This is a genomic window from Sphingobium sp. FW305-3-2-15-F-TSA7, assembly GCF_058787155.1.
The window spans coordinates 22,496-36,539 of the sequence record NZ_JBYSZM010000001.1 but is presented as its reverse complement, the minus strand read 5'-3'; the positions used below and the strand labels follow the sequence as shown (position 1 = coordinate 36,539).

Sequence of the window (14,044 nt, the reverse complement as noted above, 5' to 3'; positions counted from 1 at the left end):
TATATCCCTTGCTATCGCGTCGTCAATCACGCTATTTTCAATATATCGATTACATTCTCTTATATTTTCTCTCGATTTAATTATTTGAATTGCACCCGACATTTCATAGGCGTACCACAAAAATAGTGCCAGAACCATGGAAGCGCAGGCTCCAAAAGTATAAATGCCAATTTCTCTAATTTTCATATCAGAATCTCTTTAGCACGCGAACATATGCGCATTGCAGAATTGCTCCTCCATATCCTGATAATTCCTATTCCTGTCTAGGAATCTTCTAAGTCTGTTATCTATATTATTTGTAGATCCATCAAGATTAATCATAACATCACCAATCAGTCTTGGAGATTTTGTAGCAAGGCGATCCGCAAGAATTCCCGGGGATTTACTGCCAATTTCACTCAATCCTGGTAAGACTTGTAGAATTACGGTGGAATTACGGTGACAGCTTACTTAACCCCCATATTGTGCCAGCATCTGCTGCATGGCTCGCCTTCCTCGCTTCGTGTTTCCGGGCATCCCACATCATGTGACACAGCGGGGCAACCGACGCGAGCCGACCTTCTTCGAGGACGGCGACTATGCGCTCTATCTCGATCTGCTCGCCGAGGCAGCCGGGCGTGCGCATACGGAGATCTGGTCATACTGCCTGATGCCCAACCATGTTCATATCGTCCTCGTCCCCCAGGATGAAGACGGCTTGCGGCGAACCTTCGGCGATCTGCATCGACGCTACACGGGCTATATCAATGCGCGGATGCGCAAGACCGGCCATCTGTGGCAGGGTCGGTTCAGCTCGGTGGCAATGGATGAAGCGCATCTCGTCGCCGCCTTTCGCTACGTGGCGCTCAATCCCGTCCGGGCGCGACTGGTGAGGCGTGCGATCGACTGGAAATGGTCGAGCACCCGCGCGCTGTGCGAGGGGAGCGGCGACGGCATCGTCGCGGTTGCGCCGGCATTGGAGCGCGTCGGGGATTTCGCCGCCTTCCTCGATGAGGCTTTCGATGAAGCCTTCACCTACGCCGCCTTGCGCAAGGCCGAAAGCATTGGCCGCCCGGTTGGCTCGGTGCAATGGCTTGAGGATATGGAAGCACGGACCGGCCTTTCCCTCAGGCCGAAGAAGCGCGGACCAAAATCAAAAGCATTTTAGGGGTTAAGCAAGGTGTCATGTCTGGACCGTGCCCTGCGATCACCGTAATAACACTGGCATCGTAATAAGTAATAATAGTAGACAGTCATCCATCTGGGAATTTAAAATCCCGAACACTCCCACCTTCATTGGCACAGACGGTGTCACCGCTATCAGCGAAATCCAATCTGCCGCTACGGCATTGCGAAACCCAAGCATTATTTTTGCATAGATTTCTGAAGTTAACCCAGTTTCCAAATTCCAGTCTTTGCCGCGACGGCATGACATTCCACGCATGAGCGCAGGATTTCTCAATGGACTGACTGCTCGGGACACGTTCCGAACAGCCAGAAATCAAGATAGCGATGGGAAAAATAAGAAATTTCACGTTATTTTCCGATCATCTGGCAGCTCCGAATTTGGGGAGATGCAACACACCCAGGAAGGGCTCGAGATGGATTTCCATAAACCGAGCCTGGAACAAAGCCGTACTCTCTCCTCAGAATATTTTCTCGTATTACGGTGATGACATGTCACCTTAATATCCCGGTTCCACAGTTCATGCCGGCGAATTGAGTGGGCATTCACTCCTAACCTTGATCAATGGAATAAGGCTTTCAGCCAAGGAATGCGCTGCCTGGCCTCCGCTTCGGCCGTGTCGAGGCCATCATACAAGCCACAATCGGGCCCAGCCGGATCCCATTCTTCATATCCGGTATCGCCTATTCGCAGGAGAGGCCCCCGCCACTGCCTTCGATACGTATAAACGCCATCCGACCGGCGGAGGATCAGCACACGCTCGCTACCGTTCGGATGCTCGAGAATCCTGAGTACGAAAGCGTTATTCATTGAAGGCTGATGGCGTCAGCTCAAGCGACGCGCAAGAGCAGAGGAATGTCGGCACACCCCTTTAACCTCAGCCAGAAGCGATCGCCTTCGAACATTTTCAAGAAGAAGGAAAAAGGATAGGCCTCAGCCGAAAACGGTTTCCCGTTCGCGCGCGCGGCGCTCGACAAAGCCCGGCGCCGGCGGATCGAACACTTCCCAGCCGCCGGGCGTCAGCCGCTCGATCGGCCGGAAATTGGTCTTGTACGCCATGCGCTGCGATCCCTGGATCCAGTAACCCAGATAGACATAGGGCAAGCCCGCGCTGGCCGCGCGGCGGATATGGTCGAGGATGATATAGGTGCCGAGGCCGGGCCGGCTCTCATGCGCGGCGTCGAAGAAGCTGTAGATCATCGACAGCCCGTCGGCCTGCTGGTCGGTCAGGCAGGCGCCGATCAACCGGCCCGGGCCGCCATCGGCGGCGGGCTCGCGATATTCGATGACATGGCTGTTGACCGGCGTGTGCTCGACCATGTCGGCATAATCGAGCTCGTCCATCTGCGCCATGCCGCCGCCGGGATGGCGCGCATCCAGATAGCGTTGCAGCAGATCGAATTGCTCGCCCGTCGACCAGGGTTTGCAGGCGCTGACCTGAAGATCGCCCTGACGGCGCATCAGCTTGCGATGGCTGGCGCTCGGCACGAAATCGCTCGCGACGACGCGAACCGAGATACAGGCCTGGCAATCGCTGCAGCTCGGCCGGTACGCGACCCCCTGGCTGCGGCGGAAACCGATGCGGCCCAGTGCGTCGTTCAGTTCTGCGGCGTGCGGCCCCGAAAGCTCCGTAAAGACCTTCCTCTCCACCTTTCCCGGCAGATAGGGGCACGGGCTGGGGCTCGTGACGAAAAAACGTGGAAAGCGAAATGGTGCGCTCACCTGAACTTTCCCCCCGAAACCTTTACGACTGCTTCACCTTGTTTCGAAGTTATGGATTCACAATGCGGGGTTGAAAAGCGCGTTTACCACGAAAGATGCGTCGCGCGCAGTTTCGTGCGGAACGATGCGATTCAAAACGGGACAGTGAAGGGTTAATACCAGAGCATCGCGGGGAAAAGCGGACACCGGTTTTCCGCACAAAATGATGCGATATCAAAGGCCTGGATCGATGCGCATGACTCATCGAACCCTGATGAAGCTCGCGCAGCGTTTGGGCGTTTCAAAGCCCCGAAATCAGGCCAGTTCCACCATGCTCACCGAATAGCCGCCGGCGCGCAGCGCCGCCATCAGCCCGTCGAGATGCGCGGCATCCTTGGTCTCGCATTCGATATCAGTGATCAGCCCCTTGGCGGGCAGCGAGGTGAAGACGCGCTGGTGATAGATCTCGATGATGTTGACCTGTTCCTCATGGAAGATCTTGGCGACGTGGAACAGGGCGCCCGGGCGATCCTGCAACCGGATGCGCAGCCGCGCCAGCCGGCCCGACCGCGCCAGATCGCGCAGCAGCACGTTCGCCAGCAGCCGCGTATCGATATTGCCGCCCGACAGGACGATGCCGACATTGCGGCCGCGAAACCGCTCGGGATAGCAGAGCAAGGCCGCAAGGCCGGCGGCGCCGCCGCCCTCGACCACGGTCTTCTCGATCTGGAGGAGCAGGCTCACCGCTTCCTCCAGCTTGCGCTCGCTGACCAGCAGCACGTCGTCGACCAGCGCCTCGACGAAACGCGCGGTGAGCTGGCCGGGATATTTGACCGCGATGCCCTCGGCCAGCGTATCGCCCTCGCAGGGCAGCGCCGCCCCCTTCACGCGATTGTACATGCTGGGATACAGCTCGGCCTGGATGCCGATCAGCGTGATGTCGGGCTTCAGCGCGCGCGCGGCGACGCCCATGCCCGAGATGAGCCCGCCCCCGCCGATCGGAATCGCGAAGGTATCGATCTCGGGCGCATCCTCGAGCATCTCGAGCGCGACGGTGCCCTGGCCCGCGATGATGTCGGGCAGGTCGAAGGGATGGACGAACGCAAGGCCGCGCTCGACCTCGAGCTCGCGCGCATGGGCATAGGCCGCATCGAAGGTCTCGCCATGCATCACCACCGTGGCGCCATGCCCCTCGGTCTGCATCACCTTCACGATCGGCGTCGGTTTGGGCATGACGATGGTGACGGGGATGCCCAGCCGCGCGCCGTGATAGGCAAGGCCCTGGGCATGATTGCCCGCCGACGCGGCGATCACGCCGTTGCGCCGCGCCGTCTCGTCGAGCTGAAGCAGCGTGTTGAGCGCGCCGCGTTCCTTGTACGCGGCGGTGAACTGGAGATTTTCGAATTTGAGCCAGACCCGCGCGCCGGTCAGGTTCGACAGCGTCTGGCTGAACAATGTCGGGGTGCGGACAACCGCGCCGCTAATCCGCTCCGCCGCCGCGCGCACGTCGGACAGGGTCACGGGCAGGTCGGCCGTGAGATCGGAGGGGATGGGTTCGCTTGCCATAATGGTTCGAGGCCCTAGCCCATCTGGCGCACGCACTCAATTCCGGCCGTGATCGCGCGGGAATCCGAAATCGGGCCGGCGCCTTGGCGTCGCCCGGCCCGTCGATCTTGCGTCATCCACCATCCGTCGCCCCGATGAAAATCCACTGCTGTCCAGGATTTTCGTGGAACGGGTGCAAGCCCTATCACTTTCTCCTCCGCGTCTCCGCGTGAACCCGTCAAACTGGCGGCACTGCCAAGCGGGGATGATTCACGCGGAGCCGCAGAGGCGCGGAGGGGAGGGTTGCGGCAGGCCCGGATCTTGTCGCGACAACAGGATGACCGGCTCATCCCAAGGGATTGTCTGGCTTACGCCCACCTCAGCCAAGACAATCCCGGACACCAGTGGATGAAAATCGCGGCGATGTGCCAGGAAGGAAACGTCTCGCGCCACGCACCTACTCATCCCGCGATCCGTCTGGCCCGGACGGGAAACAATGCTATGCAGGCGCGCATGGCGAAGATTGCATTTATCGGCATCGGGGTGATGGGCGGCCCGATGGCACGACATCTGGCGAAGGCCGGACATACGCTCACCGTCTATAACCGCACCAGCGCCAGGGCGGATGCCTGGGTGGCGGCGCATGGCGGCGCCACCGCTCCCGATCCGGCAAGCGCCGCGGCGGGTGCGGACGCGGTCATCACCTGTGTCGGCAATGACGACGATCTCGCCGAAGTCACGCTCGGCCGCGAAGGAGCATTTCGCGGGATGCGCAAGGGCGCCGTCTTCATCGATCACACCACCGTCTCGGCGCGGATCGCGCGCCAGCTTGCCGTCGAAGGCAAGAGCATGGGGCTTCTGATCGTCGACGCGCCGGTGACCGGCGGACAGGTCGGCGCGGAAAACGGCTCGCTCGCCATCATGTGCGGCGGATCGGCCGCGGCGATGGAGGCCGCGACGCCGCTGCTCAGGGCCTATTCGTCGCGCATCGTCCATGTCGGCCCAGCCGGCGCCGGACAGACGACCAAGATGGTCAACCAGATCACCTTTGCCGGCATCATCCAGAGCCTGGCCGAGGGAATACGTTTCGCCCAGGCAGCCGGGCTCGATCTCGACAAGGTCTATGAATCGATTTCGGGCGGCGCGGCGTCGAGCTGGCAGATGACCAATCACTGGAAGACGATGGCCGAAGAGCAGTTCGATTTCGGCCTGGCCGTCGACTGGATGCGCAAGGATCTCGGCCTCGCGCTCGACGAGGCGCGCGCCAACGGATCGGTGCTGCCCGTCGCGGCGCTGATCGACCAATTCTATGCCGACGTCCAGGCGATGGGCGGCCATCGGCAGGACACCAGCGCCCTGATCCGGAGATTGCCCAAGTGAAACGCCTGTTCCTTCCCCTTCTGGCGCTGATCCTTCCCGCCCCTGCCCTGGCCGATGCGCTGATCGACAATGTCAACGGCATCACGCTCGACAAGGACGGCCGCATCGTCCGCTTCAACGGGCTGGTCCTGACCAATGACGGCAAGGTCGCGAAGCTGCTCGACCGCAAGGACAAGCGCCCCGAACGGCCGGATTTCAAGACCGACGGCAAGGGCCGTACGCTGATGCCGGGCATCATCGATGCGCATGGCCATGTGATGGGCGTCGGTTTCCAGGCGCTGATCCTCGATCTTTCGGGCACGCGCTCGCTCGCCGAGGTTCAGGCGAAAGTGACCGCCTATGCGCAGGCCAATCCCAATCGCCGCTGGATCATCGGCCGCGGCTGGAACCAGGAGGATTGGGGCCTTGGCCGTTTCCCGACCGCGGCGGAGCTTGATGCGGCGGTGTCCGACCGGCCGGTCTGGCTGACCCGCGTCGATGGCCATGCCGGCTGGGCGAACAGCGCGGCGATGACCGCCGCGGCCGTGACCGCCAAATCGGTCGCCCCCACCGGTGGCAAGATCGAGAAGACCGCGACCGGCGCACCGAGCGGCGTCTTCATCGACGCGGCCATGCCGCTGGTGGAAAAGATGCTGCCCGCGCCGCTGCCGCGCGAGCGCGACCTGGCGCTGGTCAAGGCGCAGCAGACATTGTTGTCCTACGGCATCACCAGCATCGCGGACATGGGCACCTCACTCGACGACTGGATGACCTTTCGCCGCGCAGGCGATAGCGGCCGGCTGAACCTGCGCATCCTGTCCTATGCGGGGGGCGTCGATGCCATGATCCAGATCGGCGGCCCCGGGCCGACGCCCTGGCTCTATGACGACCGACTGAAAATGGTCGGCGTGAAGCTCTATTCGGACGGCGCACTGGGATCGCGCGGCGCCTGGCTGAAGCAACCCTATCATGATTCGCCGCGTGAGCGCGGACTCGGCTTCCTCACCGACGCGCAGCTCCGCAACCTGATGAGCCGTGCGGCGATGGACGGGTTCCAGGTCGCGGTCCATGCGATCGGCGATCAGGCCAATGCCCAGCTGTTCGACGCGATCGACGAGCTCGTCCAGAGCTATCCGGGCGATCGCCGCTGGCGCATCGAACATGCCCAGATCGTCGACCCCGCCGATCTGCCGCGCTTCGGCAAGAACAGCATCATCGCCTCGATGCAGCCCGTCCACCAGACCTCCGACCGGCTGATGGCCGAGGCGCGGCTCGGCCCCGAGCGGCTGGCCGGCGCCTATGCCTGGCAATCGGTGCTCAAGAGCGGCGGCAGGCTCGCCTTCGGGTCGGACACGCCGGTCGAGAGCCCCGACCCCTTTGCCGGCATCGCCGCCGCCTTCACGCGCGAGGATGCCAATGGCCAGCCCTTTGGCGGCTGGCGCCCCGAGGAACGGGTGAGCCGCGAACAGGCGCTGGCGGGCTTCACCAGCTGGGGCGCCTATGCCAGCTTCGCCGAGGATCGGCTGGGCCGCCTGGAACCCGGCATGCGCGCCGACTTCATCCTGATCGACCAGGATCCGACGATGGCGACGCCCGCCGAGATCCGCGCGACCAAGGTGCTGGAGACCTGGGTGAACGGCCGGCCGGTCTGGACGCGGAAATAGGGTACCTCCCTCGATGTCATCCCCGCGAAAGCGGGGATCCAGCTTCTTCTTTTTCCGGATGCTTCACGGAATAGCTGGATTCCCGCTTTCGCGGGAATGACAAAGATTGAGGCATAGGATCGAGGAAGCGCTCAGCTCACGCCTTCATATTTGACCGAACAGCCATAGGGCCGGGCTTCCTTCACCGAGATCGGCTTGCCCGCCTTCAGCTCGCCGAGCGCGGCCAGCACATGGTTGCGCGCGGTGGCGATGTCGGCCTTGTTCGCGGTCGCCTTGTCGTCGATGCCGCCCTGGTAGGCGAGCGTGCCGTCGGGTGCGATCACATACATGTGCGGCGTCGTCTTGGCGCCATAGCCCTTGCCGACCACACCCTTGGGGTCGAGCAGATAATGGCTCGATCTGGCGCCCTGCGTCGTCACCAGCTTCTGCGCTTCGGGGCCGCTCATATAGCCCTGCTTGCCCGGGGCGCCCGAATTGATCGTGAGCCAGACCACGCCCTGCGCGCGCGCCGCGGCCTGGGTCTTCTGCATATTGCCGCTGTCATAATGTTTCTGGACAAAGGGGCATCCGGGATTGTGCCATTCGAGCACCACCGTCTTGCCCGCGAACTGCGACAGTTCGACCACCTTGCCGCTGGCATCGTTGAGGCGGAAATTGCCTGCCTTGGCCCCCGTCACCTGCTCGGCCAGCAAGGGCGCCGAAACCGCGACCGCCGCAGCGATCGTACCGCCAATCCAGTAACGCATGGTCATCCTCGATCCTCCTTACGATCCGTCCGGTCCACCCCGCTCGTCTCTTGATCGCCGCCGATCTTGGCCGAACCTATCCCGCCAACGCCGTCAGTGTCGATGGCGTCAACAATTGCGGCAGGATTTCGGGTGCGGCACCCGGCCGATAGAACAGATAAAGCGGCACGCCCGACCGGCCATGGCTTTCGATGAACCGGCCGATCGCGGGATCGCCATCGGTCCAGTCGCCGACAAGCACCGCGACCTGCTTCACCTTGAACGCATCGGCGACCTCGGCACGCTCGATCGCGCTCTTCTCATTGACCTTGCAGGTCAGGCACCAATCGGCGGTGAAATAGACGAAGACCGGCCGCCCCTCGCCCTGGAGCGCGGCGAGGCGGGTTTCGCTGAACGGTTCGGCGGCCAGGATGCCACCATCTTGCGCGGGAGAGGCCTGCGCGGAGTCCTTCGGCAAAACCACGATGAGCGCGATCGCGACCGCAAGCGCGGGCGCAAGCGCCAGCCAGCCGCTCCGTCCGGTCGCCTGACGGCGCCCGATCCACCAGAGCGCGACGGCGAGCACCAGCGCGGCGGCAAGCCCCATGGTCATGCCGTCGACGCCGGACTGGCGACCAAGGATCCAGGCCAGGCCGAGCGCGGTCAGGAACATCGGAATCGAAAGCACGCGGCGGAACGTCTCCATCCAGCCGCCCGGCCGGGGCAGGCGCCGCCGCAATGCGGGCACGAAGCCGAGCAGCAGGAACGGCAGGGCAAGCCCGAGCCCGAGCCCGGCAAAGATGGTGAGCGCCGCCGCCGCGGGCAGGACAAGCGCCGCGCCCAGTGCCGCGCCCATGAACGGGCCGGTGCATGGCGTCGCGATGAAGGCGGCCAGCGCGCCGGTCCAGAAAGCGCCGCCGACGCCGCCGCCGGAGGCAAGCGCACCGCCGATGCCGAGCGAGCCGATCTCGAACAGTCCGGCCAGGTTGAGCGCGATCGCGCTGACCAGCAGCAGCAGGACGAGGATCACGCGCGGATCCTGAAGCTGGAACGCCCAGCCCGCCGCCGCGCCGGCCGCGCGCAGGCCGAGCAGGGCCGCGCCCAGCGCGACGCAGATCAGCACGACACCGGCGGTATAGGCGAGCGCCTCGCGACGCGCGCTCCGCTCGTCATCCCCCGCCTTCGCCAGGCTCAGCGCCTTCAGGCTCAGGATCGGGAAGACGCAGGGCATGATGTTGAGCAGCAACCCGCCCAGCAGCGCCAGTCCGAACGATGCGGCGATGGTGCCGGCAAGCCCGCCCGCCCCTTCGGCCGAACCGCCCGAGCCGCCCGATCCGAGCAGCGCACCGCCGGCCTCGACCGGGCCCGGCACCGCTTTCAGCGACAATCCGGTCTCGCGGTCGATGGCGAGCACGCCCTCCACGGCCTGTAGCGATGCGGCCGAGGCCCGCGCCTTGACCTCGATCGTCAGCAGGTCGCCGTTGCGCCGCGCGGTCTGCGGCGCGGCATAATCGATCGCACCGTCGGTCAGCGGGAAGAAATAGGCATCGCCCGCCGCCGCGCTCGCGGGCAGCGGCACGCCGATCCGGAACACCCCGTCCTTCACCTGGAAACGCGCATCCGCGCCCAGCGGACGGGGCAAGGCCGCGCGCCAGCGATCGAACTGCGCCTTGCGTGCGCCGCCGATCGCGCCGTCGCCGACGGTCAGATCGATCGCGAAACTGCCGCTTTCGGGCACGCAGATCTCGTCGGTACAGGCAAGCCAGTCGACCGCGAGCCGGATCGGCAACTTGGTGCCGGGCGTCAGGCCCGCGGGAATGTCGATCGCGATCAGATGGGCATATTCGCCTTCATAGACATAGTTCATCAGCCCGGCGATCAGCAGGCGATGCGGCACCGGGAATTGCGCCGGCCCAGCCTTGGCGCCGGCGGGCAGCGTCCATTTGAACTCGGGGCCGATGCCGGCATCGCCGGGATTGGCCCAATAGCCATGCCACCCCTTTTCGGGCGTCATCGCCAGCGCAAGCATCACCGTGCGCCCGGATGCCGGGGCGTCGCTCTCGGCGATCAGCCGCGGCGCGATATGGGTGGGCGCACGCTGCGCCGTCGCCGGCACGGCGAGCATCGCAAACAGGAGCAGAAGATATCTGAGCAAGGGCATGGGCGTCTTCATTCGGTCGCACGAACGCTATAGGGAACGGCCCGCCGATTGGCGACAGGAGATATTCGTGAAGGCCTTTACCCGTATCGCAGCGACCGCAATGCTTCTCGCCGGCACATCCATGGCCGCACAGGCACAGGACAAGCCGACCCAGCCGGAAAAGCCCAGGCTGATCGTCGCGATCTCGGTCGATCAATTCTCCGCCGACCTCTTCGCCGAATATCGCCAGCTCTATTCGCAAGGGCTGCGGCGGCTCGAAATGGACGGCGTGGTCTTCCCTTCCGGCTATCAGAGCCATGGCGCGACCGAGACCTGCCCGGGCCATTCGACGATCCTGACGGGCTCGCGCCCCTCGCGGACCGGCATCATCGCCAACGAATGGATCGACCTGAGCCTCGCGCGCACCGACAAGCGCGTCTATTGCTCCGAAGATCCGACGGTGCCGGACAGCAATTCCGAAAATTACACCGTCTCCACCGCTTTCCTGAAAGTGCCGACATTGGGCGACCGGATGAAGGCGGCCAACCCGGCCAGCCGCAGCGTCTCGGTCGCCGGCAAGGATCGCGCCGCGATCATGATGGGCGGGCACAATACCGACCAGATCTGGTTCTGGGGCGGCAAAAGCTATGTCACCCTGCCCGGCCGCACCGGCCCCGCCCCCGCGATCGTCGGCCAGATCAACGCGCGTGTCGCCGGCATCGTCGCAAAACCCGCAAAGGCGATGCTGCCCGCCATCTGCCGCGCCCGATCGGTCGCGGTGCCGGTCGATGGGGGCAAGCAGGTCGGCGTGCTCGCCGATCGCAAGGCCGAGGATTTCAGAGGGTTCCGCACCGCGATCGATTTCGACGCCGCGACCGCCGATCTCGCCATCGGCCTGATCCGCGACATGAAGCTGGGCCGGGGTCCGGCGACCGACGTCATCGATATCGGCCTGTCGGCGAACGATTATGTCGGGCACACTTACGGCACCGAAGGCGCCGAGATGTGCGCGCAGCAAATGGGGCTCGATGCCAGTATCGGGCGTATCCTCTCCGCGCTCGATGCGATCGGCGTGCCCTATGCGGTCGTGCTCACCGCCGATCATGGCGGCCATGATCTGCCCGAACGCAACGACGCCCGCGGCTTCGCGCGTGCGGAGCGGATCGATCCGGCGCTGGCGTCGGGCGCGCTGCTGAAATCGATCGCGGACGAATTCGGCCTGAAGCTCGAAGGGCCGCTCGCGCGCGTCGAAAGCGGCAATTTCTACCTGTCGCGCGACGTGCCGGCCGCGATCCGGCCGCTGGTGCTTTCGGCGATCAGGGCGAAACTGCTCGCGCACCGTCAGGTCGCCGCGGTCTTCTCCGCCGAAGAGTTGCGCCGCATGCCCGATCCGCAGCCGCCGGTCGAGGAATGGTCGCTCGCCGAGCGCGTCCGCGCTTCGTTCGACCCCGAGCGCTCGGGCGATCTCCAGATGCTGCTCAAACCCTATGTCACGCCGATCCCGGCCCCGGTCAGAAGCGCCGTCGCCACCCATGGCTCACCCTGGATCTACGACCGCCGCGTGCCGATCATCTTCTACCGCCCCGGCACGGTGCCGTTCGAACAGCCGCTGGGCGTCGAGACGGTGGACATCATGCCGACGCTCGCCGCGCTGATCGGGCTGGCGGTACCGAAAGAGGAAATCGACGGCCGCTGCCTCGATCTCGATGCAGGCGCGCAGGATACATGCAGCTAGAGATAACTCTCTTTTAAGCATATACCGGCTAGGCGGTGGCGATGCAGACCGAGCGTCGCCGCGATCTCTGGACTCTGGCGTTCGCCTTTGCGCTGACGCTGCTGCTCGAACTCGCGCTCGTCGAGCGCAAATTCGCGCTGTTCGGCGGCGGCTATGGCCAGTCGCATGTGCTCGACACGACCGGAGAGATCGCGACCTTCGCGATCGGCGCGCTCACCGCGCATGCCTTGCTCCTGGGTCTGTTCTTCCTGATCCTGCGCCGATTGCACGGGCGGAACTGTGACCCGCTGCTATTCCGTTTCAGCCTGCTCTTCTTCGGTGTCGCCGCCTTCTCCGCGGCGCTGATCGCCAAGTTCGAGCTGCTGAGCTATTTCAGCGACGCGGTCAGCTTCGAGCTCATCCGCAATCTCGGCGGCGGCAGCCTGTTCGACGCGTTCCTGTTCGTCCTGAGCGAAGGCGCGCTGATGCTGGGTTTTGCGGCGATCGCGCTGCTCTTCTACCTGCTGTGCATCCGCTATATCCGCAGGCGCCCCGGCCGGCATCACGCGCCGCCCGCGCTGAAGATCGGCCGCTGGGTGCTGCTATTGGCGATCGCGATGCCGCTGGTCGCCGCGCTCGCCAACCGCAACCCCGACACCCGCTACGGATTGACCCGGATGACGGCGTACGGGCTGGCCAATATGCTGCTCGAACAGGCCACCGACTTCGATCGCGACGGCTATGGCTGGTATTCGGCGCAGATCGACCGCCACCCCTTCGATTCCACGCGCCATCCGCTCGCGCTCGACATTCCCGGCAATGGCGTGGACGAGGACGGCTTTGGCGGCGATCTGGTCTTCACCGGCGCCGATACGCCCGTCGCGACGCCCAGGCTGCCCGGCCGCCCCAAACATCTCGTCGTCATCGTGATGGAAAGCACGCGCGCCGACCTGATCGGCAAGCGCGTCAACGGGCGGACGGTCGCGCCCAATCTGAACGCATTGGCGCAGGGCGGGAGCACATTTCCCAACGCCTATAGCCATGTCGGCTTCACCACCGCGTCGCTCAAGAGCCTGTTTTCCGGACGGCTCGATCCCAGGGCGGGCGATCCCTCGCTGTTCACCGACCTGAAGGCGAACGGCTATCGCATCGGCGTCTTTTCCGGCCAGCCCGAAAGCTTCGGCGATATTTCCGCGGTGGTCGGCATGAAGCGTTCGGCGGACATCTTCGTCGATGCCGAGACGCTGAAGAACGAACGCGCCTTCAGCTTCGCGGCCAAGGGGTCGCTGCTGGTCGACGAGACCAAGCTGCTGCGCGAATTCGACCGGTCGATGGGTCGCAAGGCGGACTGGGCGCGCCCGCATTTCGTCTATTTCAATTTCCAGTCGCCGCACTTCCCCTATCATCATCCGGGCCTCCCCGACATGCTGGGCGTCCAGCCGCTCCCCCGCGACCGGATTCGCGCGGAAAATGCGGCGCGCGTCCAGCAGACCTATTGGAACGCGGTCGCCTATGCCGATGCCCAGATCGGCGCGGTGATCGCGCGGCTGAAGGCGCTCGGCGTCTGGCAGGATACCGTGCTCGCGGTCACCGGCGATCATGGAGAGGCGCTGTTCGACGACGGTTTCCTCGGCCATGGCCATGTCATCGATCCGCAGCAGACGCATATCCCGCTGGTGCTGAACGTGCCCGGCCTCGCTTATGACCGGCCGCTCGGCCTCAAGGATATGCGCGGCCTGTTCCTGGCGGCATTGGGCGGCGCGCCGGTGGCGGCATCCGGGGCGCCGACCTTCCTCCACATCGGCCCGCTCGACACGCCGACCGCGATCGGCATCGTCGAGGCCAGCGGCATCTTCACCACATTGATCCTCGATACCGAAGAGGTCTGGTTCTCCGACACCGGCAAACGTGCGCGCTATTCGCAGCTGACGGGCACGGAGAAAGCACGTGCCGACCGTCTGGTGACCGAATGGGGCCGCCAGCGCTGGATGAAGCGCCTGGAACGGCGTTGAACCAGGCCAGCTAGAGCGA

Annotated in this window: 9 protein-coding genes; 5 read left to right on the top strand and 4 right to left on the bottom strand. The window is 64.2% G+C overall.

What is annotated here, in order from left to right:
- Positions 1-481: 481 nt before the first annotated feature.
- Positions 482-1,147 (top strand): transposase, encoded by a 666-nt coding sequence (locus AC3WN8_RS00135; protein ID WP_492667328.1) that lies wholly within the window; start codon positions 482-484, stop codon positions 1,145-1,147.
- 951 nt (positions 1,148-2,098) lie between these two features.
- On the opposite strand, the gene AC3WN8_RS00130 is transcribed toward AC3WN8_RS00135, so the two are convergent.
- Complete coding sequence (locus AC3WN8_RS00130; protein ID WP_492667327.1) at positions 2,099-2,887, bottom strand: arginyltransferase; 789 nt, start codon at positions 2,885-2,887, stop codon at positions 2,099-2,101.
- Between the two features lie 294 nt (positions 2,888-3,181).
- Positions 3,182-4,432, bottom strand: coding sequence for a threonine ammonia-lyase (locus AC3WN8_RS00125; protein ID WP_492667326.1), 1,251 nt, complete (start codon positions 4,430-4,432; stop codon positions 3,182-3,184).
- A 492-nt stretch (positions 4,433-4,924) separates the two neighbouring features.
- Here AC3WN8_RS00125 and AC3WN8_RS00120 point away from each other — a divergent pair, with 492 nt between their 5' ends.
- Together AC3WN8_RS00120 and AC3WN8_RS00115 are read left to right on the top strand one after the other, a co-directional pair.
- Positions 4,925-5,791 carry an NAD(P)-dependent oxidoreductase gene (locus AC3WN8_RS00120; protein ID WP_492667325.1) on the top strand — a complete coding sequence of 289 codons (867 nt, stop codon included), beginning with the start codon at positions 4,925-4,927 and terminating at the stop codon, positions 5,789-5,791.
- A complete protein-coding gene (locus AC3WN8_RS00115; protein ID WP_492667324.1) occupies positions 5,788-7,434 on the top strand; it encodes an amidohydrolase in 1,647 nt (548 codons plus the stop codon). The genes AC3WN8_RS00120 and AC3WN8_RS00115 overlap by 4 nt, the downstream gene beginning before the upstream one ends.
- Positions 7,435-7,565: 131 nt before the next feature.
- Here the strand turns inward: AC3WN8_RS00115 and AC3WN8_RS00110 are convergent, their stop codons facing one another.
- Together AC3WN8_RS00110 and AC3WN8_RS00105 are read right to left on the bottom strand one after the other, a co-directional pair.
- Positions 7,566-8,186, bottom strand: a complete 621-nt coding sequence (locus AC3WN8_RS00110) for a redoxin domain-containing protein (RefSeq protein ID WP_492667323.1) — start codon at positions 8,184-8,186, stop codon at positions 7,566-7,568.
- Positions 8,187-8,256: 70 nt separating this feature from the next.
- The gene (locus AC3WN8_RS00105) at positions 8,257-10,320 is read right to left on the bottom strand and encodes a protein-disulfide reductase DsbD family protein (protein WP_492667322.1); all 2,064 of its coding nucleotides are present in this window, start codon (positions 10,318-10,320) and stop codon (positions 8,257-8,259) included.
- 121 nt (positions 10,321-10,441) lie between these two features.
- Between AC3WN8_RS00105 and AC3WN8_RS00100 the strand changes: the two genes are divergently transcribed.
- On the top strand, positions 10,442-12,034 hold the full coding sequence (locus AC3WN8_RS00100) for an alkaline phosphatase family protein (RefSeq protein WP_492667557.1): 1,593 nt from the start codon (positions 10,442-10,444) through the stop codon (positions 12,032-12,034).
- Between the two features lie 41 nt (positions 12,035-12,075).
- Positions 12,076-14,025: an LTA synthase family protein gene (locus AC3WN8_RS00095; RefSeq protein WP_492667321.1), complete on the top strand. Its 1,950-nt coding sequence runs from the start codon at positions 12,076-12,078 to the stop codon at positions 14,023-14,025.
- The last annotated feature ends 19 nt before the right edge of the window (positions 14,026-14,044 follow it).

Coding starts and splice junctions, on each gene's coding strand:
- AC3WN8_RS00110 (WP_492667323.1), bottom strand. CDS start 8,186: ATGACCATGCGTTACTGGATTGGCGGTACGATCGCTGCGGCGGTCGCG.
- AC3WN8_RS00100 (WP_492667557.1), top strand. CDS start 10,442: ATGGCCGCACAGGCACAGGACAAGCCGACCCAGCCGGAAAAGCCCAGG.
- AC3WN8_RS00105 (WP_492667322.1), bottom strand. CDS start 10,320: ATGCCCTTGCTCAGATATCTTCTGCTCCTGTTTGCGATGCTCGCCGTG.
- AC3WN8_RS00120 (WP_492667325.1), top strand. CDS start 4,925: ATGGCGAAGATTGCATTTATCGGCATCGGGGTGATGGGCGGCCCGATG.
- AC3WN8_RS00095 (WP_492667321.1), top strand. CDS start 12,076: ATGCAGACCGAGCGTCGCCGCGATCTCTGGACTCTGGCGTTCGCCTTT.
- AC3WN8_RS00135 (WP_492667328.1), top strand. CDS start 482: ATGGCTCGCCTTCCTCGCTTCGTGTTTCCGGGCATCCCACATCATGTG.
- AC3WN8_RS00125 (WP_492667326.1), bottom strand. CDS start 4,432: ATGGCAAGCGAACCCATCCCCTCCGATCTCACGGCCGACCTGCCCGTG.